Below are 22,139 nucleotides of genomic sequence, written 5' to 3' on the forward strand. Positions count from 1 at the left end.
AGCTCACGGCCGACGGCAAAGCCTCAAAACTCGCCATCACAGCCATCATGCGAAAGCTCATCATCCTCGCAAACGCACTACTCAGCGACAATCGGACCTGGACACCATCTCTCCCTTGACCAACACGGATACTCCAGAGCGGCAGAGCGGGGAGTTCCGAAAGCCCGGTTTTGCGCCGGATGCTCTAAGCGAATGTTAATCACCCTGGCCCAGCATGCCGGCAAAGACTGTGTCGACGGGCACGGAGCGCTCGACTGGCAAGCGACCTGTCCCTGACCACCAAGGAGCCGCGCAAAACGTGGAGCGCCGCCGCTCGCCTGTTTGCCTGGTTCTCTTCGCCGATGAAATTGGAACCGGAAGCTGTCCGCGCCCGGCTTCTCGACACCACCTTCGACCGCAAATTCGCAGTCCTGTTCGGCACCATCAGCGTTCTGTTGGTTGCGGTCAGCGCCGCTCTTGCCACCGGGGATTGGTGGCCCTACGCCTGGATTGCCGCCGACCTGATGCTTTTCACCGTCCGCGTTCTGCTGATGCGGGAATGCGAGCAGGCCCGCAGGCGCGGCTCGAAAGGGCCGCTGGCGGGCCTGATGGCAGCCAGCGGCGTCTGGTCGGTTGTTTTCGGCCTCGGCTGCTATGGCTGTGTTGCCAGCGGGAATATGGCGCTTTCCGTACTTGCCGCCTTGAATGTCGCAGGCGTCGTCGGCGTAGTGTCGTCACGCAATGCGGCGACCCCGCGCTTCGCCATATTCGTCATGTTGGTCGTAAGTCTGCCTTACGTGGTCGGTGCATTGTTTTCTGCGGCGCCCGGAATGCCGATCGTCGGAATTCAAACGCCGTTATATGTGGCCGGCGTCATCATCGTGCTGCTTCAGAACCACGCAATCAATGCCCGCATGATCCGCGCCGAACTGGACAATCGCGACCTGGCCATCAAGGACGCGCTGACCGGCCTGCCAAACCGCATCTTCCTGCAGGAGAAATTGCGCGACATGTGCCGCGACCTTGCGGCGCCGGCCGCCAATGGCGGCAAGCCGTTTGCAGTGCTCAGCATGGATCTCGACGGTTTCAAACAGGTCAACGACCGTTTTGGCCACGCCGTCGGCGACGTGCTGCTGCGCAAGGTGGCCGAACGATTGAAGCGCGGCTTCCGTCCGGGGGACGTGGTCTTCCGCATTGGCGGCGATGAATTTGTCATCCTTTTGCCCGCAACCTCGGAGATCGAGGCCACCCACCTGGCAAAACGGGCCATCGAAAAGGTCTCGGTGCCTTTCGACCTCGGGGTCGGTTCCGCCATCCATGTCGGCTTGAGCGTCGGCAGCGCCTTCGCACCCGCCGACGGCGGCGATCCGGAAATCCTGCTCACCTGTTCCGACCATGCGCTCTACGAGGCCAAGCGCACCGGCAAGGGCCGTTACTGGGCGCCTGTGCGGGCTATGATCTGACGGTCGCGACAACGGCTTCCGGCGTCTGGCAGGGCGATCCGCGCCTCTTCTGCTCGGCCGCGCGCACCAGTGCAGTGACATGCTTCAGCAACGGCGCCGGCGTGCCGGCCTTTTCGGCCAAACGCAGGACCGCGCCTTGCAGTTCGCCGATCCCCGTCGGCCGGCGGCGCTGAAGGTCATCCCACATCGACGAACGCGCGGCAGGGTCGATGGCAAGCATCCGCCGCGCCAAGAACTTGAACAGCCAGTCGGGCAGGCGAAGCACTTTCGGCAGCAGCGCGGGACGCAGGCCGGCGATGCGAGCGGGTTCGATGCCCGTCGCCATCATTGCCGCCAATGCTTCGTCGATCTGGCCGGCCAGGATCAGCCGCCAGCGGCGATCGGCAAGCTCTGCCGCCAGCGGCAGGCCGGAAAGCGCCACCAGCGCGTTGTTGAGGTTGAGCAGCAGCTTGCCCCATAGCATCGCTTCGATGTCACCATGCGTGGCGACGGCAAAGCCCTCAACGTCAAGCAGTTCGTCAAGGCCTGTCGGACCCTGTTCGATCATCACCTTGCCGCCGCTGGCGCGGTGCAGACGAAGCGGCAATTCGCCCTCCGCCGATTGGACCACGTTGAACGGCACCATGCCCGCGAGCACCCGCCGGGCGGCGAGATGGGCTCGCAACTTATCGGCATTGTCGACGCCGTTCTGCAGACTGAGTACCACCGCATCCGGTCGGGCATGGGCCGCAATAAGCCCGGCCATGTCCTGCGTCGCGCCGCTCTTGACCGTTAGCAGGATGACATCGGCACCGGGGAATGCCGCGGCCGGATCGGCGGTGACCGACAATGCCTCCGGCTTGACGGATCGGTCGCGGCCATCACGGTCGGTGATGCGCAATCCACCTTTTTGCAGCGCTTTCTCGATGCGAGGCCGCGCCAGCAGAACCACCTTTCGCCCGGCAAGTATCAGGCAGCCGCCGGCGTAGCATCCGATACTGCCGGCACCGGCGATTACGATCGTCTTGCCATGCGTGATCATGCGATGGCCCTGTCCTGGTCGAGAGGCCTTGCCGCAACTATACGGCATGAAAACCATAATGTCGGCGGCATGGCTGGCCCTTATGTCTGGCCGTGACAGGCCTTGCGCTTTCGACTATCGCTTTTGCCCATGACGCTGCCTACCGATCCGACCAGAAATCTGGCTGCTCTCATCCGCTGCGCTTCCGTGACGCCCGCCGAAGGCGGTGCGCTGAGCGCGCTGGAAGAAATGTTGAAGCCGCTCGGCTTTGCCGTCGAGCGCCCGGTGTTTTCCGAATCCGGCACACCTGACATAGAGAACCTTTACGCGCGGCGTTCCGGCAACGGCCCGCATCTGATGTTTGCCGGCCATGCCGATGTGGTGCCGGTGGGCGATGAAACAGCCTGGACGCACCCGCCCTTTGCCGCCGACATCGCCAATGGCGAGATGTTCGGCCGCGGCGCCGTCGACATGAAGGGCGGCATTGCTTGTTTCGTCGCGGCGGTAGCGCGACACATCGCGCAGAAGGGCGGCCCGAAGGGGTCGGTCTCGCTGCTGATAACCGGCGACGAGGAAGGGCCGGCGATCAACGGCACGACGAAACTGCTCGAATGGGCGGCTGCCAAGGGTGAGAAATGGCATGCTGCGATCGTCGGCGAGCCGACCAATCCCGACGCGCTCGGCGATATGATCAAGATCGGCCGGCGCGGCTCGCTCTCCGGCACGGTCATCGTCAACGGCCGGCAGGGACACGCCGCCTATCCGCAGCTAGCCGACAATCCCGTGCGCGGCCTGGTGACGCTGGTCGACGCCTTGCTTGACCCCGTCTTCGACAACGGAACAACGGATTTCCAGCCGACCAATCTTGAGGTCACCTCCATCGATGTTGGCAACCCTGCCACCAACGTCATCCCGGCGAAGGCAGCGGCTACCTTCAATATTCGCTTCAACGACACATGGACCGCCGAGACGATCCAGGCCGAGATCCACAACCGCCTCGACCGGGCGGCGAAACGCAAGAAATACCGCGCCGGCAAGAAGACGCCGGTCGACTACGAGATCGTCTGGCGCGACGGGCCGAGCCATGTTTTCCTGACACGCGACGACAGGTTGATCGAGACGCTTGGCGGCTCGATCAAGGCGGTGACCGGCAGGAAGCCGGCGCTCTCCACCTCCGGCGGCACCTCCGATGCCCGCTTCATCAAGGATTATTGTCCGGTGGTCGAATTCGGACTGGTCGGCAAGACCATGCACATGGTCGACGAACGCGTGGCGATTGCCGACCTCGAGACGCTGACGCAGATTTATCTGCGCTTCGTTGAAGACTGGTTTGCGCAGGACATATCCTAGTGATGCTTTCAGCGGATGAAACCTACGCTTCGCTTGCCGGTGCCTGGCGGCTGATGCTCGGCAAGGCCGACGGATTTCGCCTGCTCGACCTTTCGGCGGACGGTTTCTGGAACTCCTTTTTTGCCATCGTCGTCGCGGCGCCGGCACTGATCGTCGGCTGGGTCGGTATTGCCAACGAGATCGGCGATCCCAACGCATTCGTCGGCCGTTTCAGCATGTTGATCCGCCTGGCCACCGTCGATATCGGCGCCTGGGTGCTGCCGCTCATAGGCCTCGCCCTGGTGGCGCCGCGGGTCGGCGTCGGCGGCCGTTTCGTCCATTATGTCGTGGCCAGCAATTGGGCCTCGGCGATCATCGCCTGGATGATGCTGCCATCGGCGTTGATCCGGCTTTTCCTGACGTCGGCCAACGAAGTCTCCGGACTCGTGTCGCTGCTGTTGTTCGCGCTGTCGATGGTCTTGACCTGGCGGATGACCAACGTTGCGATCGGCAGGGGAGCGGCCACCGGCAGCGCCGTTTTTGCCGGCATGTTCGTGGCGTCGCTGATCGTCCTGTTCGGACTGCAGGCGCTGCTCGGGATCAGCGTTCCGGATCAGCCAGGCGTCGGATAATTGACGCCGACGAGAAACAGCCCGTCGGGCGGCGCCACCTGACCGCAGGCCGCACGGTCGCGCGCCTCAAGCGCCGCCTTGAGGTCGGCAACAGTCCAGCCGCCTTCGCCGACACGTTTGAGCGAGCCGACCATCGAGCGGACCTGGTTGTGAAGGAATGACCGCGCCGAAGCGCGGACTTCGATGAAATCGCCGGTGCGGCTGACATCCAGCCGGTCGAGCGTGCGGACGGGGCTGGTGGCTTGGCACTGGGTCGAGCGGAAGGTGGTGAAATCATGCCGGCCAAGCAGCACCTTTGCCGCTTCGTGCATGGCACCGGCATCGAGCTGCTTCGGTACCCACCAGATCTTGCCCTTGTCGAGCGCCGCCGGCGCGCGGCGATTGACGATGCGGTAGACGTAGTGGCGGCCGATTGCCGAGAAACGCGCATCGAAGCCATCCGGCACGACGGCGGCCTTCAGGATGGCGATGCGCACCTTGGCCGCCTGCAGATGCGCGTTGACGGCGTCGCGCACCTTGTCGCCGGGCCATGCCTTGATCAGATCGACATGCGCCACCTGAGCGGTCGCATGGACGCCGGCATCGGTGCGGCCGGCGGCGCGCAGCGAAACCTGCTGACCACAGAACTTCTCGATCGCCTGCTCGATCGCCTGCTGCACCGATGGCTGGTTGGCCTGGCGCTGCCAGCCGGCGAAGAGACTGCCGTCATATTCGATGTCGAGGCGAAAACGCGGCATTCCCGGATCGAGGCGAAATCAGGCGGCGAGGGCTGAGCCGAAGGCCGAGGCGTAGACCAGCCTGCCGGTCTCCGGCGCCTCGCCCCAGGCAAGCGCCTGCAGGGCTTCGCCCTGATAGTCGCTGTCGAATTTCGCGGCACGGGCACGACTGTAGCCGAAACGCCCATAATAGGCCGGATCGCCGAGCACCACGGCGAGCGTCTCGCCAGCAGCCTTCAGGCGGATATGCGCCTCGCGGACCAGGGCACCGCCGATGCCGGTGCCGTGGAACGACGGCTCGACCGCCAAAGGAGCCAAAGCCACCGCCGGGAAGCTCTTGCCGCCATTCTGCACGAAAAGCCGTGAAAACAGAATATGGCCGACCACTTGCCCGTCTTCGTCCGCCACCAGTTCGACGACGGCATCACCGCCGGTGACCAGCGCGTCGACCAATCCGGCCTCCGCCTGCTGGCCGAACGCGTGTTCTTCGACAAGGCGGATCGCCTCACGGTCCCGCGGCGTCGCCGCGCGTATGGACATCATGCTCATGACAATTTCATTCCTTTTTCGAGCTTGGCCCCGCGCAGAAACTCCTGCGCGGCAATGGGCCTTCCGCCCGCACGTTGAACTTCGACCAGCCTGATCGCGCCTGACCCGCAGGCGACCGTCAGCCGGTCATCGAGAATTCCTCCCGGTTCGCCGGCGCCTTGCGAGAGCGTCGAGCGAAGCAGTTTCAGCCGTTCCACGCGGCCGCCGATTTCGGCCTCACACCATCCACCGGGAAAGGGCGACAGGCCGCGAATCTGGTTGTGCACGTCGCCGGCAGGTCGCAGCCAGTCTATGCGAGACTCCGATTTATCGATTTTCTTGGCATAGGTCACCCCCACCTCCGCCTGTGTGGTAAATGTCAGCGTATTCCGCTCCAGCCGTTCGAGCGCTTGCACGATCAGCGAAGCACCCAAGACCATCAGCCGGTCGTGCAGATCGCCGGCCGTCATGTCGGGTCCAATGGGACATTTTTCAACCATTGCCACCGGCCCGGTGTCGAGGCCTTCCTCCATCCGCATCACCATAATGCCCGTTTCGGTATCGCCGGCCATGATGGCGCGCTGGACAGGGGCAGCGCCGCGCCAGCGCGGCAATAGCGATGCGTGACCGTTGAGGCAACCGAGCCGCGGCGCCTCGAGAATGGGTTTAGGCAGAAGCAGCCCGTAGGCGACGACCACGGCGACGTCGGCACCCAAGGCGCGGAACGCCTCCTGCTCCGCCTCGCCCTTCAGCGACACCGGCGACCGCACCTCGATGCCAAGCCGCTCCGCCTCGCGCTGCACCGGCGACGGCGTCAGTTCGAGCCCGCGCCGGCCGCCGGCGCGCGGCGGCTGCGTGTAGACGGCCGTCAACCCGTGCCCGGCCCCGGCAATCGCCCGCAGCGTCGGCACGGAGAATTCAGGCGTACCCATGAAGATGACACGCAGGGGCATTCGTCGACGCCTACCCCACCATCTTGCCCGGCGCCTTGTCCCTGGCGAGCTTCTTGAATTTCTTGACCACCATGTCGCGCTTCAGCTTGGAGATGTAATCGATGAACAGCACGCCGTTGAGGTGGTCGATTTCATGCTGCAGGCAGGTCGCCATCAGGCCCTCGGCCTCGATCTCCTGCAGCTTGCCGTCGCGATCGAGATATTTCACCCGCACCGCCGCGGGGCGCTCGACCTCGGCATAGTAGTCCGGGATCGACAGACAGCCTTCCTCGTAGACCGAACGCTGGTCGGAGCTTTCAAGGATTTCGGGATTGATGAAGACGTGCGGTGCCGGCGTCTCGTCCTCTTTGGCCAGGTCGATCACCAGCATGCGCAAGGGTTCGCCGACCTGGATCGCTGCGAGGCCGATGCCGGGCGCGTCATACATGGTGTCCAGCATGTCGCCGGCCAGTTTGCGCAAATCCCCGTCGACACGCTCGACCGGTTTTGAAACCTGACGCAGGACGGGATCGGGAAGGATGATAAGCGGCTTGATCGACATGGCGTCTCACCTAAGACCTCGCAGGAAAAGCGTCAACCGGGGCGCCTCCGGGCCGTTCACGTTTTGATCTGTGCCGACGTTCCGAATCATCTATGCTGTCGGCATGAACGAACTGGCCACCATCCTGTCCGAACCTGTCGCCCGCCTCGGCGCCACCACGCTCACGCTCGGCCATGCCCTGGGTTTCGGCGCAATGCTGTTCCTTGGACTGTTCGTGGCGCTCGTCGTTGCGCTCTGGCGATCGGCCAAGGCGCGTGCAGTGGCGGCCGCCGAAGCCGCCGACCACGCCCGCGACGCCGAGGTGCGAATGGCCGGCATCTTGGCAAGCCAGGCGGAAATGCAGGGCCGCATGGGCGCCATCGCCGAAGTGTTCGGGGCGCGCCAGGCGGAACTGACACAGTCGATCGGCCAGCGTCTCGATGCCATGACCGGCCGCCTGGGCCAGACCATGACCGAGCAGACGAGATCGACGCATGAGAGCCTCGCCAAGCTGCAGGAACGGCTGGCGATCATCGATATCGCGCAAGGCAATATTCAGTCGCTGGCCGGCCAGGTCGTGCAATTGCAGGCGATACTTTCCAACAAGCAGACGCGCGGCGCCTTCGGCCAGTCGCGTATGGAAGCCATCGTCGCCGACGGATTGCCGCACGGCGCCTATGAATTCCAGGCGACCTTGTCGAATGGCAGCCGGCCCGACTGCCTGGTGAAGATGCCGAACGGCGCACCGTCGCTTGCCATCGACGCAAAGTTTCCGCTCGAGGCGTGGAATGCCATCCGGGCCGCCGAAGGCGCCGACCTGCAGAAGACCGCCGCACAGGCTTTCCGCCGCGACATCGAGGTGCATGTCCGCGATATTTCCGAAAAATACCTGATCCAGGGCGAGACGCAGGACACCGCCTTCATGTTCGTGCCCTCGGAATCGGTGTTCGCCGAAATCCATGAGAATTTCGAGGCCGTTGTCCAAAAGGCGCATCGATCGCGGATCGTCATCGTCTCGCCATCGCTTTTGATGCTGTCGATCCAGGTCATCCAGGCGATCCTCAAGGATGCCCGCATGCGTGAGCAGGCGCACCTGATCCAGGGCGAGGTCATCCGGCTGATGGAAGATGTTTCCCGGCTCGACGAGCGGGTGCGCAAATTGCAGACGCATTTCGGTCAATCGGCCAAAGATATCGAGGACATTCTGGTCTCGACATCGAAGGTGACCAGGCGCGGACAAAAGATCGAGGCGCTGGAGTTTGGCGTGCAGCCGGCGGAGGACACCGCTGGTTCGAATGGCAGCGGAGCAAAAGCGGAAAGCAGCCCGCGCGTCGCCGATTCGAAAACCGGGCAGTTGAGGCTAAGGGTCGTCGAAGGCGACGATTGAGAGCTACGCCGGAACCGGAGGCTTCGCCCGGGTCTGGCGCTACTGCTCCTCGATGATGGTTGTGCCTTCGAATTCCGGCAGCCAATGCAGCGCCGAGCGGTGCCAGATCTGCTTTCTCGGCACCAGTTGCTCGCGCTGCCGTGCCGTGCCGACCCTGATACCGTAAACCTTCGGTCCCTCGCCCGCCGACGTGGCGTAGAGATGCGAGCTGCACTCACCGCAAAATGCCTGGGCGCGCTTGGCGCCGCTCGAACCGGTCTTGATATAGATCTTCGGCGTGCCCTTGGTGATCCTGTAATTGTCCTCGGACGCCGGCACGGTGACGCGAAAGGCCGTTCCGGTTAGCTTCTGACAATCGATGCAGTGACAAATGGTGGTCTTTTCCGGATCGACTTCGGCCTCGTAAGTGATAGCGCCACAATGACACGCGCCGTCGATTTTCATCTTCGTTCCTCCTGGAGCTTTTGCCTGCGATCATAGCCGGGACTGCCCGATGGCGCATCGATTTCCTCAAGCCATTTTCCTTAGGCCGGTTCTTGTCCGGATGCCCCCGCCAAGGCCTTGCTCCGGCGTTCCCAGGTGCCGGTGGTCTGCGGCTTGACGAAGAGCCGCGTCACCTCCGGCATCTCCGCCTTCAGCCGCGTCTCGAGGCGCTCGACACAGGTCTCTATCTCCGGCGCCGACAAATGATCCTCGAACTCGATGCTCAAAGCGGCGACGATCTCCTGCGGACCCATATGCAGCGTCAGCACGCCATTTGCCCGTTGCACCGCCGGGTCCTGCTGGATGATGGCCAGCACCTCTGTTTGCACCTCGGGCGAGGCCGGCTCGCCGAGCAGCAGGCTCTTGCTTTCGCGCGCCAGGAAGATCGCGGTCCCGCCCAGGATCAGCGCGATGCCAATCGACGCGGCGCCGTCGAGCTTCGGCATGTCCAGCAGTTCCGCCGCCGATATCCCGGCGAAGGCGACAACGAGGCCGAGAAGTGCCGCGCTGTCCTCGAAGAGTACGGTGTAGACACTCGGATCCTTGCTGAGCTGCACCGCCTCAAGCCAGCCGTGGCTGCCTTTTTGGTGGCGGAATTCCTTCAGCGCCACCAGCCAAGAGGTGCCTTCGAAGAGGAAGGAAAGGCCAAGGACAGCGTAGTTCACCTTGGCGTTGGCGATCGGCTCCGGCGCCATGATGTGCGTCACGCCTTCGTAGAACGATATGCCGGCGCCCAGTGCAAAGACGAGGAGCGCAACGATGAAGCTCCAGAAGTACAGCTCGCGGCCATGGCCGAGCGGATGCGTGCGGTCGGCCGGCCGGGCGGCACGGTGCATGCCGTAAAGCAGCAGGCTGCCATTGCCGGTATCGACGAGCGAGTGGACGCCTTCCGAGAGCATTGCCGAGCTGCCCGTGAACAAGGCAGCGGCAAATTTGGTCAGTGCGATCGCAAGATTTCCGGCGAGCGCCGCATAGATCACTTTTTTCGACCCGCCATGCGCCGCCATGGTGTGCTGCCTTGGTTGATGCACCGAGATTGGCGGAGCGCCCGCCCACGCTCCACAGCTCTCACAACGCCCGAAGTGCCCAGTTGTTCACAAGGTCAGTTGTTCAAAAGGGCGGCGCGGGGCTATTCGACGACCTCGTCCGTCCAGACCTTGAAGCCAGCCAGCGCGCCCGGCCCAAAAATGTGGGTCAGCGGCACATCGGCGGCATCGCGTCCGGAGGCAATCAGGATGCGGCCGATGCGCGGCGCGTTGTTGCGCGGGTCGAACGCGTGCCAGCGGCCGCCGAGATAGACCTCCATCCAAGCGGCGAAATCCATGTCCGACCACGGCTTTGGCAGGCCGATATCACTGATATAGCCGGTGCAGTAGCGGGTTGGAATGTTCAGGGCGCGGCAGAAGGCAACAGCGAGGTGAGCAAAGTCGCGGCATACACCACTCTGCTCGCGATAGGCCTCGGCGGCGGTGCGCGTCGGCCGTGCATTGAAATAGTTGAAGACGATGTGGTTATGGACGAAGTCGCAGACCGCCTGGACGCGCGGAATGCCGAGCGGGGTGCTGCCGAACAGCCGCCACGCTTCGTTCGACAGCACGTCGCTCTCGCAATAACGGCTGGGCAGCAGGAACAGCAGCGTCTCCGACGGCAGATCGCGCACCTCGTGCTGCCACGCCGTCAGCTCGCGCGTCTCGAAGGAGCCGGGGTCGCGGATCACCGCGTCCGTGCCGAACGCAAAGCGCCCGGCCGGCGCAACGAAACGGCTGCACCAATTGCCGAAACTGTCGCGGTAGCTTTCGATCGGCACCGGCGGGTTCGACGTCAGGAAGTCCGGCCGCTCAAGATCGGATGCGCGCGAATAATGGACGTTTAGCATCGCGATCAGCGGTGTTTCCTGCGGGAAGTCGAAGCTCATCTGGCAACCGATGTGGATCCGCATTGTCGTCCTGACCGGCCTGCCCGATCATCAGCCGGCGAAACGCAAGGGCTGATGCTGCAGTGCGAAGAAGACCATGGCACGGACCGCTGCGGTTTACGAGGGAATTAGAAACCGGTTGACAGCCATCGGCCAGGGCGACTGCACGGCAGCGGCCTCTTGCAGTCGAGCGTTTTCTCTTGTTTCACTTCGCCAGACATCAACTGGAGGAACGAATCATGGCTAAGGGTGCGATGAAGGCAGGCAAGGAAGCCCGCAAGCCGAAGAAGGACGCGAAGAAACCCGCTCCGGCGCCGGCCCTGAAGGCACCGCCGGTGAAGGCGATGAAGCTGAAGGACAAGTAGGGCCGCAGCTACCGTTTCGGCTTATTTCGACCGGCCGCAAACGCGGCCGGTATGATTGTTCATTAAGCTCACGCGCATCCCCTGTGGATGCGGCGAAGACAGTTTTTGCGCGTTCAAGCAATCGGCCGGAAGCCATCGAAACGGAGCGTTCCGATGTCGTGGATTTTCCTGTTCCTCGCCGGCCTGTTCGAGATCGGCTGGGCGATCGGCCTCAAATACACCGACGGATTCTCGAAGCCGCTGCCGACCGTCCTGACGGTAGCCTCGATGATGGTCAGCCTGATCTTGCTCGGCCTGGCGCTGAAGGCACTGCCGGTCGGCACCGCATATGCGGTGTGGACCGGCATCGGCACCGTCGGCACGGCGCTGCTCGGGATATGGCTGCTCGGCGAGCCGGCGACCGCGATCAGACTAGCCCGCATCGCGCTAATCGTCTGCGGCATCATGGGACTGAAGCTCGCTGCTTAGTCGATTCTGACAGACGAACGCGTTCGGGGCCGCTGCAAGGCGGCCCTGATTCTTGAATTCGGCTGATCGGCGCCGGAAAGCGCTATCGCGCGGAGAAGCCGGGCGGCGTCCTGCCGGTGCGCTGCTTGCGCGCCGCATAGCGCGCATCACGCTTGGCCTTGCGTTCGGCCTCGTCGGCAAGAAAACGGGCGATGCGCTCGTTCTCTTCAGCTTCCCGGATCTTCGCTTCGGCCTGTGCGGCTTCTTCCGCGGCAATGCGTGCCGCTTCGGCAGCTGCCTCGCGCTCGGCCTTTTCGGCCGCTTCGCGCGCCAGCTTTTCCTGCTTCAGCCTGGCCTTTTCGGCCTCGCGTATCGCGCGGGCCTCGAGGATCGCCTTGCGCTCGGCCTGTCGTGCCAGCACCGCTGGATCATCTGCCGCCGGCTTTGCCTTGAAGCGCTCCAGAAGCGCCTTCTTTGCCTCGTTTGCGGCATTGCGCCGCTCGAAAACGTCTTTTTCCCTATAGATAGCCAAGTCCACTTCCCTGAAGTCAATTTGCGAGGCTTACATACGCGCGAAAACCGAGAGTTCAAGCGCCAAAACGGTATGCCAGCCATGAAATTCTGATCTGTTGCAGCCGGGAGACGCCATTTCGATTGAATTCGGCTGAAAGGCACCCGCACTGTTCACCATCCAGGCATCTGGCGGGGCGGCGGACTGATCGCTACGTGTAGCGCCAAGACAAAACGCTGAGATGACACACTATGGAACTCGGTCTCTACACCTTCGCCGACGTCAGCCCGGAACCAGGTCCCGGTGCGATCGGTGCGCATGAGCGGTTGCGCAACCTGATCGAGGAGATCGAGCTCGCCGACCAGGTCGGGCTGGACGTCTTTGGTCTCGGCGAGCACCACCGTCCCGACTATGCTGCCTCGGCTCCGGTGGTGGCGCTAGCGGCGGCGGCCGAACGGACCAAGCGCATAAGGCTGACCAGCGCTGTCACCGTGCTGTCCTCCGACGATCCGGTGCGCGTCTTCCAGCAGTTTGCCACCCTCGATCTTCTGTCCGGCGGCCGTGCCGAGATCATGGCCGGGCGCGGCTCGTTCATCGAGTCCTTTCCGCTGTTCGGCTACAATCTCGAAGATTATGACGAGCTCTTCGCCGAGAAGCTCGACCTGCTGCTCGCCATCCGCGATCATGTCAAGGTGACCTGGTCGGGCAGTCTGCGCGCGCCGATCCACAACCGCGGCGTCTATCCGCGGCCCTTGCAGGACAAATTGCCGATCTGGATCGCCGTCGGTGGAACACCGCAATCCGTCGCCCGCGCGGGTGTGCTCGGGTTGCCGCTGGCACTGGCGATCATCGGTGGCGAGCCGGCGCGGTTCGCACCGCTGTTCGACATCTACAGGGATGCAGCCAGGCGCGCCGGCAACGATCCGGCAAGCCTTGCCACCAGTCTCAACGTGCACGGCTTCATTGCCGACACCACGGACCAGGCAGCCGACGATTTTTACGGGCCGCAGGCCGAGGTGATGAACCGCATCGGCCGCGAGCGCGGCTGGGGGCCGACATCGCGGGCGCATTTCGACCAATCGCGCGGCCCAAACGGCGCGCTGTTCGTCGGCAATCCAGAACAGGTGGCCGAGAAGATCATTGCCCAGCACAGGATATTCGGCAACGACCGCTTCCTGCTGCAAATGGCGATCGGCACCATGCCGCACGCCAAGGTGATGAAGGCCATCGAACTCTACGGCACTAAAGTGGCGCCGATCGTGCGCCGGGAAACTGCGAAGGCCGTTCCCGCCGTGGCGGCGCCGGTTGCCTGATTCCCAGTCACCTGATTCATTGCCAAGGCCGCGAGGCGGCCTTGCCGGTGACGCCGGCTAACGGAACCTTGAAGCGACAGAGGCGTTTTCGCCAACGGTCTGCACCAATCGCGGTGTGCCGCCGAGGGTCAGAATGAAAGCCGAACCCGACGCTTCGGGCGCAAGCGCTGCCGAAAGCCCGGATCCGCGCGTCGAGGCGCGGGCGGATGCGCATCTGATGCGTTCGCTGCTCGTCGGCATCTTCATCCTCATGGCGATCTACGCGCTTTACTTCGCCCGCGCCTTCTTCATGCCGGTCATTCTGGCTTTCCTGCTGGCGCTGACGCTGACGCCGATCGTTCGCTTCCTGCGCAAGCATGGCATGCCCGATGTCATTTCAGCGACACTGTTGGTGCTGCTTTCGTTCTGCCTCGTCGCCGTCGCGGGATATCTGCTCAGCGGCCCGGTCATCGACCTCATCAACAACACCTCGACGATCGGCCAGCAGCTTACCGAACGTCTGGCACAACTGCGCCGTCCGTTCGAACGGATCGTGGAGATTTCGCGCCAGATCGAGGGCCTGACACAGACATCCCAGGAGCCGGGCGTTCAGAGGGTGGCGACGGCGCCATCCGGTATTCTCTCGCAGGCCGCCGGCAATGTGCTGTCGGCCGGCGCCAGCGTTACCATCGTCTTCGTCCTGTCGCTGTTCCTGCTCGCCTCGGGCACGATGTTCTATGAAAAGATCGTCCAGTCCTTCCCCAGTCTCAGCGAAAAGAAGCGGGCGCTGCGCGTCGTCTACGACGTAGAACGTGAAATCTCGCATTATCTGCTTACTGTCACGGTCATCAATACATGTCTCGGCGTGGTCATCGGGCTCGGCCTGTGGGCGCTCGGCGTGCCCAACGCGCAGGTCTGGGGCGCGGCAGCGGCTCTGCTCAATTTCCTGCCCTATATCGGGGCGCTGACCACCATCACGCTGGTTACGATCATCGCGCTGATAAGCTTCGACACGATGTCCTATGCGCTGCTGGCGCCGGCCTTCGTCCTTATGTGCGATGTCGTCGAAGGCCAGTTCGTGACGCCGACGGTGGTCGGCCGCCGTCTCGAAATCAACGCAGTGGCGATCCTCATCGCCATCGCCTTCTGGTCGTGGCTGTGGGGTTTTGTCGGCGCGCTGCTGGCGGTGCCGCTGCTGGTCGTCATCAAGGTGTTCTGCGATCATTTCGACGGTCTCAGCCATGTCGGCAATTTCCTGGCGGCGCAACACACGGCAGCGATCGAGGACGAAGAGATTCCCGAGGTGAAAAAGTAGCGGCTTAAAGGGTCAAAAGCGTCCCCCCGATGGGGCAGATCACGACCTTGCATCGGTCGCACGTCCGCCCTCAGCGCTCCATCAACATTTTGAATTTGCCGCCTCGGCAACGGCTTCCTACATCCCTTCGGCCCACAGGAAACCCGCGCCGATGACCGTTCTTTCCGTTCTCGACCTGTCGCCGATCGTCGAAGGCAGCAACGCTTCACAGTCACTCGCCAATTCGCTCGATCTCGCCCGTCATGCCGAGCGGCTGGGTTACCGGCGCTATTGGCTGGCAGAGCACCACAATATGCCGGGCATCGCCAGCGCCGCCACCTCGGTGGTCATTGCCCATGTGGCCGGCGGCACCAATACGATACGCGTCGGCGCCGGCGGCATCATGCTGCCCAATCATTCGCCGCTGGTCATCGCCGAGCAGTTCGGTACGCTTAACGCTCTGCATCCTGGCCGCATCGATCTCGGCCTCGGCCGGGCGCCCGGCACCGACATGGCCACGGCACGGGCGCTGCGCCGTAACCTCGACGCTGGCGCCGACAATTTCCCGCAGGACGTCGTCGAGCTGATGGGTTACTTGCAGCCGGCCGAAGACGGCCAACGCATCCGCGCGGTGCCCGGCGAAGGCGAAAAGGTGCCGGTCTGGATTCTCGGTTCCAGCCTCTACGGCGCGCAGCTTGCCGCCATGCTCGGCCTGCCCTACGCCTTCGCTTCGCATTTTGCGCCGGCCGAGCTCGACCATGCTCTGGAGATCTACCGCTCGCGTTTCCAGCCTTCGGAGCAGCTCGACAAGCCTTATGTGATGCTCGGCCTCAACGTCTTCGCCGCTCCTTCCGATGCCGAGGCGCGGCTGTTGTTCACCTCGCTGCAGCAGGCCTTCGTCAATCTGCGCACCGGCCGGCCCGGCCGATTGCCGCCGCCGGTCGAAGGACACGAGCGCGACCTCGATCCAATAGCCAAGACCATGCTCGGCCAAGCGCTTTCCTGCGCCGTCGTCGGCTCCCCGGAAACGGTCAGGCAAGGCATCGAGGCGTTTGTGCGCCGCACGGGGGCCGACGAGCTGATGGTCACAGCGCAGATTTTCAACCATGCGGCGCGGGTGCGCTCGTTCGAGATCCTGGCCGACGCTCACAAATCGCTGTCTGAAGCTGCCTGAGAGTTGGTTCGCCACTTGCCACTGTTGCGGGCAAGGCCCGCCTTAGGCAGGGAACATTGCGAACAGGTGTGCGAAGACATAGCGAACATTTCGCGCGTTTTACGCGGAGGTTTTCGATCCGTCATGCTCGTCCGTTAGCGGGAAACGCGGCGTCCACTAAATGACGATCACCTTGGTGCCGATTGTGGCGCGGTCATAGAGATCGATGATGTCCTGGTTCATGAGGCGAATGCAGCCCGCCGACACAGCTTTGCCGATGGACCACCATTCAGGGCTACCGTGCAGGCGATATCCAGTGTCACCTTCCTCGTTAAAGAGATAGAGCGCCCGCGCCCCGAGCGGGTTCATGAGTCCGCCCTCCATATGGGCCGGTATGATGCGGCCTCGCTTCTGCTCGCGCACGATCATCGCAGACGGCGCGCTCCAATCCGGCCATTCGCGCTTCCTCGCAACGTGAGCAGTGCCATGCCACTCGAAGCCCGCCTTGCCGACGCCGATTCCGTAGCGCAGCGCCTGACCGTCTCCCAACACGTAGTAGAGGAACTTCGCTCCTGTATCGACAATGATGGTGCCCGGCGCCTCTTCAGTCGCATAAGGCACTGTCTGCCGATGGAACTTTTGGTCGACCTTGTAGATCGGAACCGGCGGAACGCGGAAACCGGCGTCGGTGAGGCCGCCATAGGCCGAGGGGAAAGTCTTTAATGCGCCGCCGGTGGTGCAGCCAGAGAATGCGACCATCCCAGCAAGTCCCAGCCCGATTAGGATCGATTTCACGCGCATGACTCAAGCCGGCGCCCGTGTGGGCGATCAGCCGCATCTCGTCATATTCCTAAACCGACATGCTTCGATTGCCAAGATTTTCCTGACTGTCGGCTGGCTGATTGTTGGCCACTTGGCTCGATCGGCGCCGCGTCCTTCAATTGCTCGGTTTTCGAAAGACGAACGCCCGTAGTGGCTGCGAAGGCCCGGGGTCGGCAGGACAGAGGGAGCGCTGTCCGTCCGGCATTGCAAAGTTTCTGAACAGAGCCCAAGCGCTACGCGCTGACACTCTGCGCAGTCGCACCTAGCGGACGGCATGAATTGCGGATCATCAAGCGTCCCTTGAGCGTCAGCTTGCGCGGCGGCGCATCCCTGTTTCCGGCGAGCCGGTCGAGCAGCAGATTGGCCGCCTGTTCGCCAATCGCCTGCACCGGCTGTGCGACCGTGGTCAATTGCGGCCGGAACACATCCGACCACGGAAAGTCGTCGAAGCAGGCGACCGAAATATCCTCCGGACATGACAGGCCGATATCGCGAATGGCCTTCATGGTGCCGATCACCATCGGGTTGTTGGCCGAAAAGATGGCGCTCGGCCGGTCGTGCAGCGAAAGCAGCTGCATGGTGGCGTTGTAGCCGTCTACTTCATGGAAGTTGCCGAAGCGGACGAGTTCGGCCTCGGCCGGCAGGCCGGCGGCCTGGAGGGCCTCGCGGTATCCCGCCATGCGGTCATGCATCGGCGAGATATCGAACGAGCCGGAGATGTAGCCGATGCGCCGATGGCCGAGATCGATCAGGTAAGTGATGGCGTCGAACACCGCGCGCTGATTGTCGAGAACGACGGCATCGGTGTCGACACCCTGGCAAACACGGTCGAGCAGCACGACGGGCACATTGGCGTCGTCGACAATCCGTTTGAGGATCGCGCCGTCACCGACACGCGCGACGATCAGTCCGTCGACCATGCGGTCGAGCAGCAGCCTGATCTGGTCGTCCTGCGTGTTCAGGTGCTCGTCGGTGCAGCACAGCATGACGGCGTAGCCGGCCCTGTCGAAAGCCTGCTGGATGACCGAAACCACGTCGGTAAAGAACGGATTGGTGATATGGGGGACGGTAAGACCGATGGTGCGTGTGGTGCCCATCTTCAGGCTGCGGGCAATGGCGTTGCGCTTGTAGCCGATGTCGCGGATCGCCTGTTCGATGCGCTGGCTGAGCTCGGGGCTGACGGTCGCGGTGCCGTTGATCAGCGCCGATACGGTGGCCACGGAAACACGCGCCGCCTCGGCCACATGAAGCATGGTCGGTGCAGTGGATTTGCGCTGCTTTTTTCGTCCTGACGCTGTCATTTTCGAAACGTTTCACCACTCCGCGGCAGCAATACGTACGGAATCTTATGATTTTGCGCAAGAATTGAAATGGAACAATCTTACGCTCCAGATATTGGCTTGACATGATCGAAACGTTTAGATTAGCGTTTGAGGCGTTAGGTGACGACGGAGGGAGGCCGTCCTTGTCATGCAGCACGGCAATTCCATCCCTGCGGAAGGCGCTACGGCGGACGGCTCGGCTATCGTGCTGAGGGCCGAGCACATCTCCAAATCCTTCGGCGGTATCGCGGCACTCGTCGATGTCGGCTTCGAGCTGCGGCGCGGCGAAGTCCATGCGCTGATGGGCGAGAACGGCGCCGGCAAGTCGACGCTGATGAAGATCCTGTCCGGCGTCTACACGGATTATAACGGAACGGTCAGTATCGATGGCCACCCGGTGCGCTTTACCGGCGTCCGCGAGGCCGAGCGCGCCGGCATCGCCATCATCCACCAGGAGCTGAACCTCGTCCCCGAACTCAGCGTCGCCGACAACATTTTTCTCGGCCGCGAGAAGCTGATCGCCGGACTGATCGTCGACCGCAAGACGAGCAGCCGCGCCGCCGGAACGCTCTTGGAAAGGCTCGGCATCGAGCTCGACCCGGATGCACGCGTCGGTGCCTTGCGCGTCGGCGAACAGCAACTGGTCGAGATCGCCAAGGCGCTGTCGATGTCGGCACGCATCCTGATCATGGACGAGCCGACCTCCGCCCTTTCGCCAGCCGAATGCCAGCGGCTGTTCCGCATCATCCGCCAGCTCGCCGACAGCGGCGTGGCGATCGTCTACATTTCGCACCGCATCGACGAGGTCATGCATCTGGCCAGCCGCGTCACCGTGTTTCGCGATGGACGCCACGTCCTGACGCGGGTGATGGACAAGCTCGACGAAGACGCCATAATTTCGGCGATGGTCGGGCGAAACCTGCTTGCTTCCTCCCAGGAGCACCGCATCCCCGGTGGCAACACCGTCCTGTCCGTAAGCGAGCTGTCGCTGTCGAAGCCCAATCGCCATGGTTGGCGCACCGTGCTCGACGGCGTCAGCTTCGATCTTGCCGCAGGAGAAATCCTCGGTATCGGCGGGCTGCTGGGCTCGGGCCGTACCGAAATCCTGGAAACCATCTTCGGGTCCAGCGGCGGACGCGCCGGCGGTGAGATCAGGCTCGATGGCGAGGCAGTAGAAATCCGTTCGCCGCGCGATGCGCGCCGGCTCGGCATCGCTCTGGTCACGGAAGACCGCAAGACGCAAGGCCTGCATCTCGAGGCCTCGATCACCGACAATGTCGCGCTGCCGCTGGTCGGCGCGCTGGCGCGGTTCGGCGTGCGCTCGCTGGCCGGTGAGCAAGGGCTGGCACGGGACGCCGTCAAGGCGCTCGGCATTCGCTGCGAGACCGTCGAGCAGCCGGCCGGCACGCTGTCCGGCGGCAACCAGCAGAAGGTCGTCATCGGCAAATGGCTGGCGACGAGGCCGCGGGTGCTGCTGCTCGACGAGCCGACACGCGGCATCGATGTCGGTGCCAAGCGGGAAATTTACGATCTCATCTTCAAGCTGGCGCGAGACGGGCTGGCGATCGCCGTCATCAGCTCGGAATTGCCGGAGCTGCTGCATCTTTCCGACCGTATCCTGGTCATGGCCGACGGCCGCCAGACGGGAATCCTGTCCCGCGCGCAAGCCAGCGAGGAGGCCATCATGCGGCTTGCGGCGCCGCGACGGACGATGACGAGGCCTGCCGCATGAGCATTTTGCATATCCTGTCCCGGACGAAGCTCTATTGGGGCCTGATCGCCATCTTCCTGATCGGCGTGCTCGGCTCGCCGATCAGCTCCAAGGGCAACAACATCTTCCTGTCCTACGGCAACCTGCTCGATGTGCTGCGCCAGGTGTCGACCACCGGGCTGATTGCCACTGGCATGACTGCGGTGATCATCACCGGCGGTATCGACCTTTCCGTCGGGTCGCTGATGGCTATCTGCACGGTCGTCTGTGCCATGCTGCTGACGGTCCCCGGCGTGACGCCGGCGGTGGTGCTGGGGGTGCCGACAGTTGCCCTGGCAGCCCTTTGCCTCGGCATCCTCGTCACTCGTTTCATCCTGCTGAACATCGAAAAATCCCGCGCCGGCGCGCAGGCCACGCACGACATCAGGTTGGACAGCGTTCGCGGGCTGGTGACACCCGGCATTGTCGGGGTGATCCTGTGCAGTCTGGTGCTGTGGTTCCTGCTGCCGCAGGTGGGCTCAAAATTCGGCGTGCTCGGCGTGCTGCTGGTGGCGCCTTGCGTCGGCCTGCTGTTCGGCGCGCTCAACGGCTTCATCATCGTCGCCGGGCGGCTGCAGCCCTTCATCGTGACGCTGGCGATGATGGTCACTGCGCTCGGCATCGCCCGGCTGACGGCCGGCCAGAACAATGCGGTGCTGCCGGTCTACACCGGCTCGAATGCCACCGCCGATTTCGAAATGCTGCGCTCGCTGGTATTCGGCGTGATCCCGATGCCGGGCCTGTTCTTCCTCGGCGCCATCCTGATCTACGGCGCCGTGCTGCGCTTCACCCCGTTCGGCCGCTATGTCTATGCGATCGGCGGCAATGAGGAGGCGGCACGGCTGTCGGGCATCGCCGCAGGCCGCGTGAAGATCGCCACCTATGCCGTGTCAGGGCTGCTGGCCGGCATCGCGGCGGTGCTCTATGTCGCGCAGTACCGGCAAGGCAAGCCGGACGCCGGCGCCGGGCTGGAGCTCGACGCGATTGCCGCCGTGGTCATCGGCGGCACCAGCCTGATGGGCGGACGCGGCAGCCTCACCGGGACGTTCTGCGGCGTGCTGATCTTCGGGCTGCTCTCCAACATCCTGCAGCTGCACAACATCAATTCGAATCTTCAGCTGGTGCTGAAGGGGATGATCATCATCGGTACCGTGCTCGTACAGGAGCGCAGTGCCGGTGATCTTCTTTTCTATCTGCGACTGCCCGGTGGGCAAGCGCACAAGGAAACGGCCGCGGCAAAGCGGCCGTCGCAAGAGACCGCGTCTCTGAATATTGGAGGAAACAAGAAATGAAACGACGTGAATTGTTGAAGCTCGCCGGGCTGACAGCGGCACTCCTGACCACGACCGCCATGCTTGCCGGCGGCGCCCATGCGCAGGACAAGAAGTGGAAGATCGGCTTCTCGCAGGTGACGACCATCGAACCCTGGCGCGCCCAGTTCAACAAGGACATCCTGGCCGAAGCGGCCAAGCATCCGGAAGTCGAGCTGATCATCACCGACGGCGAGGACAAGACCGAGAAGCAGGTCGCCGATGTCGAAAACCTTATCCGTCAGGAGGTCGATGCGCTCTTGGTATCACCGAAAGAATCCGCCGGCCTGACCGGTGTCGTGCAGCAGGCGATCGATGCCAAGATCCCAGTCTTCGTGCTCGACCGCAACGTCGAAACCAACGACTACACGCAGTTCGTCGGCGGCGACAACAAGCTGATCGGCCGGGCTGCCGGTGAATATGCCGTCGAGCTGCTTGGCGGCAAGGGCAAGGCCGCCGGCAACGTCGTCGAGATCTGGGGCGGCATGGGCACCCAGCCGGCACACGACCGCCATGACGGTTTCCATGAATTCACCGACAAGGAGCCGGGCATAAAATACCTGCTCGACCAACAGTCGGGCGACTGGAAGCAGGACCAGGCCTACAACATCATGGCGACGGCGCTGCGCAACAACGAGAAGATCGATCTCGTCTACGGCCACAATGATCCGATGGCCTATGGCGCCTATCTTGCCGCCAAGGACGTCGGACGTGAGAAGGACATCAAGTTCATCGGCATCGACGGCCTGCCCAATGAAGGCGTGCAGCTCGTCGCCAATGGCGAGCTGACGGCGACGTTCACTTATGTGACGCCGGGCGCCGAAGGGCTGCGGCAGGCGATCAAGTTCCTGAACGGGGAGAAGGTGGAAAAGACCATCACCCTGCCGACGCAGAAGATCACCAAGGAAAATGCCGCCCAGATCCTGAAGGACAACGGCCTCTGAGACGAGGCTTTCCTGCCGGGCGCT

23 protein-coding genes and 1 pseudogene are annotated in these 22,139 nt (G+C 63.3%); 13 read left to right on the forward strand and 11 right to left on the reverse strand.

Translation table 11 applies throughout. The annotated features are described in order from the left end of the window. Window positions 1-119 (forward strand): annotated as a pseudogene (locus NKI97_RS13760) (IS110 family transposase); the annotation flags it as partial. Between the two features lie 222 nt (window positions 120-341). Continuing rightward, window positions 342-1,442, forward strand: a complete 1,101-nt coding sequence (locus NKI97_RS13765) for a diguanylate cyclase domain-containing protein (protein WP_352834662.1) — start codon at window positions 342-344, stop codon at window positions 1,440-1,442. On the opposite strand, the gene NKI97_RS13770 is transcribed toward NKI97_RS13765, so the two are convergent. Further along, window positions 1,432-2,463 (reverse strand): 2-dehydropantoate 2-reductase, encoded by a 1,032-nt coding sequence (locus tag NKI97_RS13770; protein WP_352834665.1) that lies wholly within the window; start codon window positions 2,461-2,463, stop codon window positions 1,432-1,434. The genes NKI97_RS13765 and NKI97_RS13770 overlap by 11 nt on opposite strands. A gap of 129 nt (window positions 2,464-2,592) precedes the next feature. Between NKI97_RS13770 and dapE the strand changes: the two genes are divergently transcribed. Together dapE and NKI97_RS13780 are read left to right on the forward strand one after the other, a co-directional pair. Continuing rightward, entirely contained in the window at window positions 2,593-3,792 is a 1,200-nt protein-coding gene (gene dapE / locus NKI97_RS13775) for a succinyl-diaminopimelate desuccinylase (protein ID WP_352834667.1), read from the forward strand. 2 nt (window positions 3,793-3,794) lie between these two features. Beyond that, complete coding sequence (locus tag NKI97_RS13780; protein WP_352455970.1) at window positions 3,795-4,403, forward strand: transporter; 609 nt, start codon at window positions 3,795-3,797, stop codon at window positions 4,401-4,403. Here the strand turns inward: NKI97_RS13780 and truA are convergent. The 4 genes from truA to def are packed head-to-tail and all read right to left on the reverse strand — an operon-like array spanning window position 4,385 to window position 7,141. Then, window positions 4,385-5,140: a tRNA pseudouridine(38-40) synthase TruA gene (gene truA / locus NKI97_RS13785; protein WP_352834669.1), complete on the reverse strand. Its 756-nt coding sequence runs from the start codon at window positions 5,138-5,140 to the stop codon at window positions 4,385-4,387. The two genes, NKI97_RS13780 and truA, sit on opposite strands and share 19 nt — an antisense overlap. 18 nt (window positions 5,141-5,158) lie before the next feature. Beyond that, entirely contained in the window at window positions 5,159-5,668 is a 510-nt protein-coding gene (locus tag NKI97_RS13790; protein ID WP_352834672.1) for a GNAT family N-acetyltransferase, read from the reverse strand. Continuing rightward, entirely contained in the window at window positions 5,665-6,594 is a 930-nt protein-coding gene (fmt, locus tag NKI97_RS13795) for a methionyl-tRNA formyltransferase (RefSeq protein ID WP_352834842.1), read from the reverse strand. The genes NKI97_RS13790 and fmt overlap by 4 nt, the downstream gene beginning before the upstream one ends. 16 nt (window positions 6,595-6,610) lie before the next feature. Beyond that, window positions 6,611-7,141, reverse strand: coding sequence for a peptide deformylase (gene def, locus NKI97_RS13800; RefSeq protein WP_352455964.1), 531 nt, complete (start codon window positions 7,139-7,141; stop codon window positions 6,611-6,613). A gap of 103 nt (window positions 7,142-7,244) precedes the next feature. On the opposite strand from def, the gene NKI97_RS13805 reads away from it, so the two are divergent. Continuing rightward, window positions 7,245-8,507, forward strand: coding sequence for a DNA recombination protein RmuC (locus NKI97_RS13805; RefSeq protein ID WP_352834674.1), 1,263 nt, complete (start codon window positions 7,245-7,247; stop codon window positions 8,505-8,507). 39 nt (window positions 8,508-8,546) lie between these two features. Here the strand turns inward: NKI97_RS13805 and NKI97_RS13810 are convergent, their stop codons facing one another. From NKI97_RS13810 to NKI97_RS13820, 3 genes are all read right to left on the reverse strand, one after another. Continuing rightward, window positions 8,547-8,951: a GFA family protein gene (locus NKI97_RS13810; RefSeq protein ID WP_352834677.1), complete on the reverse strand. Its 405-nt coding sequence runs from the start codon at window positions 8,949-8,951 to the stop codon at window positions 8,547-8,549. A gap of 80 nt (window positions 8,952-9,031) precedes the next feature. Continuing rightward, on the reverse strand, window positions 9,032-9,997 hold the full coding sequence (locus NKI97_RS13815) for a cation diffusion facilitator family transporter (protein ID WP_352619447.1): 966 nt from the start codon (window positions 9,995-9,997) through the stop codon (window positions 9,032-9,034). Between the two features lie 122 nt (window positions 9,998-10,119). Beyond that, the gene (locus tag NKI97_RS13820; protein ID WP_352449448.1) at window positions 10,120-10,929 is read right to left on the reverse strand and encodes a transglutaminase-like domain-containing protein; all 810 of its coding nucleotides are present in this window, start codon (window positions 10,927-10,929) and stop codon (window positions 10,120-10,122) included. 215 nt (window positions 10,930-11,144) lie between these two features. Between NKI97_RS13820 and NKI97_RS13825 the strand changes: the two genes are divergently transcribed. After that, entirely contained in the window at window positions 11,145-11,270 is a 126-nt protein-coding gene (locus NKI97_RS13825; protein ID WP_013528464.1) for a hypothetical protein, read from the forward strand. A gap of 153 nt (window positions 11,271-11,423) precedes the next feature. After that, on the forward strand, window positions 11,424-11,738 hold the full coding sequence (gene sugE / locus NKI97_RS13830) for a quaternary ammonium compound efflux SMR transporter SugE (RefSeq protein ID WP_352750087.1): 315 nt from the start codon (window positions 11,424-11,426) through the stop codon (window positions 11,736-11,738). Between the two features lie 82 nt (window positions 11,739-11,820). Here sugE and NKI97_RS13835 read toward each other — a convergent pair whose 3' ends face one another. Then, on the reverse strand, window positions 11,821-12,249 hold the full coding sequence (locus NKI97_RS13835; protein ID WP_023718183.1) for a DUF6481 family protein: 429 nt from the start codon (window positions 12,247-12,249) through the stop codon (window positions 11,821-11,823). A 230-nt stretch (window positions 12,250-12,479) separates the two neighbouring features. On the opposite strand from NKI97_RS13835, the gene NKI97_RS13840 reads away from it, so the two are divergent. The 3 genes from NKI97_RS13840 to NKI97_RS13850 all read left to right on the forward strand — a co-directional run bounded on the left by NKI97_RS13840 (window position 12,480) and on the right by NKI97_RS13850 (window position 15,988). Further along, window positions 12,480-13,541: an LLM class flavin-dependent oxidoreductase gene (locus NKI97_RS13840; protein ID WP_352750086.1), complete on the forward strand. Its 1,062-nt coding sequence runs from the start codon at window positions 12,480-12,482 to the stop codon at window positions 13,539-13,541. Window positions 13,542-13,674: 133 nt separating this feature from the next. Continuing rightward, window positions 13,675-14,835 (forward strand): AI-2E family transporter, encoded by a 1,161-nt coding sequence (locus NKI97_RS13845; RefSeq protein WP_352750085.1) that lies wholly within the window; start codon window positions 13,675-13,677, stop codon window positions 14,833-14,835. Window positions 14,836-14,986: 151 nt separating this feature from the next. Further along, window positions 14,987-15,988 (forward strand): LLM class flavin-dependent oxidoreductase, encoded by a 1,002-nt coding sequence (locus NKI97_RS13850; RefSeq protein ID WP_352750084.1) that lies wholly within the window; start codon window positions 14,987-14,989, stop codon window positions 15,986-15,988. A gap of 156 nt (window positions 15,989-16,144) precedes the next feature. Here NKI97_RS13850 and NKI97_RS13855 read toward each other — a convergent pair whose 3' ends face one another. Both NKI97_RS13855 and NKI97_RS13860 read right to left on the reverse strand, forming a co-directional pair. Next, window positions 16,145-16,768 carry a L,D-transpeptidase gene (locus tag NKI97_RS13855; protein WP_352750083.1) on the reverse strand — a complete coding sequence of 208 codons (624 nt, stop codon included), beginning with the start codon at window positions 16,766-16,768 and terminating at the stop codon, window positions 16,145-16,147. 254 nt (window positions 16,769-17,022) lie between these two features. Continuing rightward, window positions 17,023-18,042 (reverse strand): LacI family DNA-binding transcriptional regulator, encoded by a 1,020-nt coding sequence (locus NKI97_RS13860; RefSeq protein WP_352449454.1) that lies wholly within the window; start codon window positions 18,040-18,042, stop codon window positions 17,023-17,025. Between the two features lie 217 nt (window positions 18,043-18,259). Here NKI97_RS13860 and NKI97_RS13865 point away from each other — a divergent pair, with 217 nt between their 5' ends. From NKI97_RS13865 to NKI97_RS13875, 3 genes are read left to right on the forward strand one after another with little or no spacing between them, the layout of a single operon-like run. After that, window positions 18,260-19,843 carry a sugar ABC transporter ATP-binding protein gene (locus NKI97_RS13865; protein WP_352449455.1) on the forward strand — a complete coding sequence of 528 codons (1,584 nt, stop codon included), beginning with the start codon at window positions 18,260-18,262 and terminating at the stop codon, window positions 19,841-19,843. Next, a complete protein-coding gene (locus NKI97_RS13870) occupies window positions 19,840-21,153 on the forward strand; it encodes an ABC transporter permease (RefSeq protein WP_023676963.1) in 1,314 nt (437 codons plus the stop codon). The genes NKI97_RS13865 and NKI97_RS13870 overlap by 4 nt, the downstream gene beginning before the upstream one ends. Next, entirely contained in the window at window positions 21,150-22,115 is a 966-nt protein-coding gene (locus NKI97_RS13875; protein WP_254815861.1) for a substrate-binding domain-containing protein, read from the forward strand. Before NKI97_RS13870 ends, NKI97_RS13875 begins: the two co-directional genes overlap by 4 nt. The last annotated feature ends 24 nt before the right edge of the window (window positions 22,116-22,139 follow it).

The sequence above is a fragment of the Mesorhizobium sp. M0296 genome (assembly GCF_040321675.1).
GTDB lineage: Bacteria > Pseudomonadota > Alphaproteobacteria > Rhizobiales > Rhizobiaceae > Mesorhizobium.

Coding starts and splice junctions, on each gene's coding strand:
- NKI97_RS13825 (WP_013528464.1), top strand. CDS start 11,145: ATGGCTAAGGGTGCGATGAAGGCAGGCAAGGAAGCCCGCAAGCCGAAG.
- NKI97_RS13870 (WP_023676963.1), top strand. CDS start 19,840: ATGAGCATTTTGCATATCCTGTCCCGGACGAAGCTCTATTGGGGCCTG.
- NKI97_RS13790 (WP_352834672.1), bottom strand. CDS start 5,668: ATGAGCATGATGTCCATACGCGCGGCGACGCCGCGGGACCGTGAGGCG.
- NKI97_RS13850 (WP_352750084.1), top strand. CDS start 14,987: ATGACCGTTCTTTCCGTTCTCGACCTGTCGCCGATCGTCGAAGGCAGC.
- NKI97_RS13815 (WP_352619447.1), bottom strand. CDS start 9,997: ATGGCGGCGCATGGCGGGTCGAAAAAAGTGATCTATGCGGCGCTCGCC.
- NKI97_RS13780 (WP_352455970.1), top strand. CDS start 3,795: ATGCTTTCAGCGGATGAAACCTACGCTTCGCTTGCCGGTGCCTGGCGG.
- def (WP_352455964.1), bottom strand. CDS start 7,141: ATGTCGATCAAGCCGCTTATCATCCTTCCCGATCCCGTCCTGCGTCAG.
- NKI97_RS13865 (WP_352449455.1), top strand. CDS start 18,260: ATGCAGCACGGCAATTCCATCCCTGCGGAAGGCGCTACGGCGGACGGC.
- NKI97_RS13805 (WP_352834674.1), top strand. CDS start 7,245: ATGAACGAACTGGCCACCATCCTGTCCGAACCTGTCGCCCGCCTCGGC.
- NKI97_RS13860 (WP_352449454.1), bottom strand. CDS start 18,042: ATGCTTCATGTGGCCGAGGCGGCGCGTGTTTCCGTGGCCACCGTATCG.
- dapE (WP_352834667.1), top strand. CDS start 2,593: ATGACGCTGCCTACCGATCCGACCAGAAATCTGGCTGCTCTCATCCGC.
- NKI97_RS13875 (WP_254815861.1), top strand. CDS start 21,150: ATGAAACGACGTGAATTGTTGAAGCTCGCCGGGCTGACAGCGGCACTC.
- sugE (WP_352750087.1), top strand. CDS start 11,424: ATGTCGTGGATTTTCCTGTTCCTCGCCGGCCTGTTCGAGATCGGCTGG.
- NKI97_RS13840 (WP_352750086.1), top strand. CDS start 12,480: ATGGAACTCGGTCTCTACACCTTCGCCGACGTCAGCCCGGAACCAGGT.
- NKI97_RS13810 (WP_352834677.1), bottom strand. CDS start 8,951: ATGAAAATCGACGGCGCGTGTCATTGTGGCGCTATCACTTACGAGGCC.
- NKI97_RS13770 (WP_352834665.1), bottom strand. CDS start 2,463: ATGATCACGCATGGCAAGACGATCGTAATCGCCGGTGCCGGCAGTATC.
- truA (WP_352834669.1), bottom strand. CDS start 5,140: ATGCCGCGTTTTCGCCTCGACATCGAATATGACGGCAGTCTCTTCGCC.
- NKI97_RS13765 (WP_352834662.1), top strand. CDS start 342: ATGAAATTGGAACCGGAAGCTGTCCGCGCCCGGCTTCTCGACACCACC.
- NKI97_RS13820 (WP_352449448.1), bottom strand. CDS start 10,929: ATGCGGATCCACATCGGTTGCCAGATGAGCTTCGACTTCCCGCAGGAA.
- NKI97_RS13845 (WP_352750085.1), top strand. CDS start 13,675: ATGAAAGCCGAACCCGACGCTTCGGGCGCAAGCGCTGCCGAAAGCCCG.
- NKI97_RS13855 (WP_352750083.1), bottom strand. CDS start 16,768: ATGCGCGTGAAATCGATCCTAATCGGGCTGGGACTTGCTGGGATGGTC.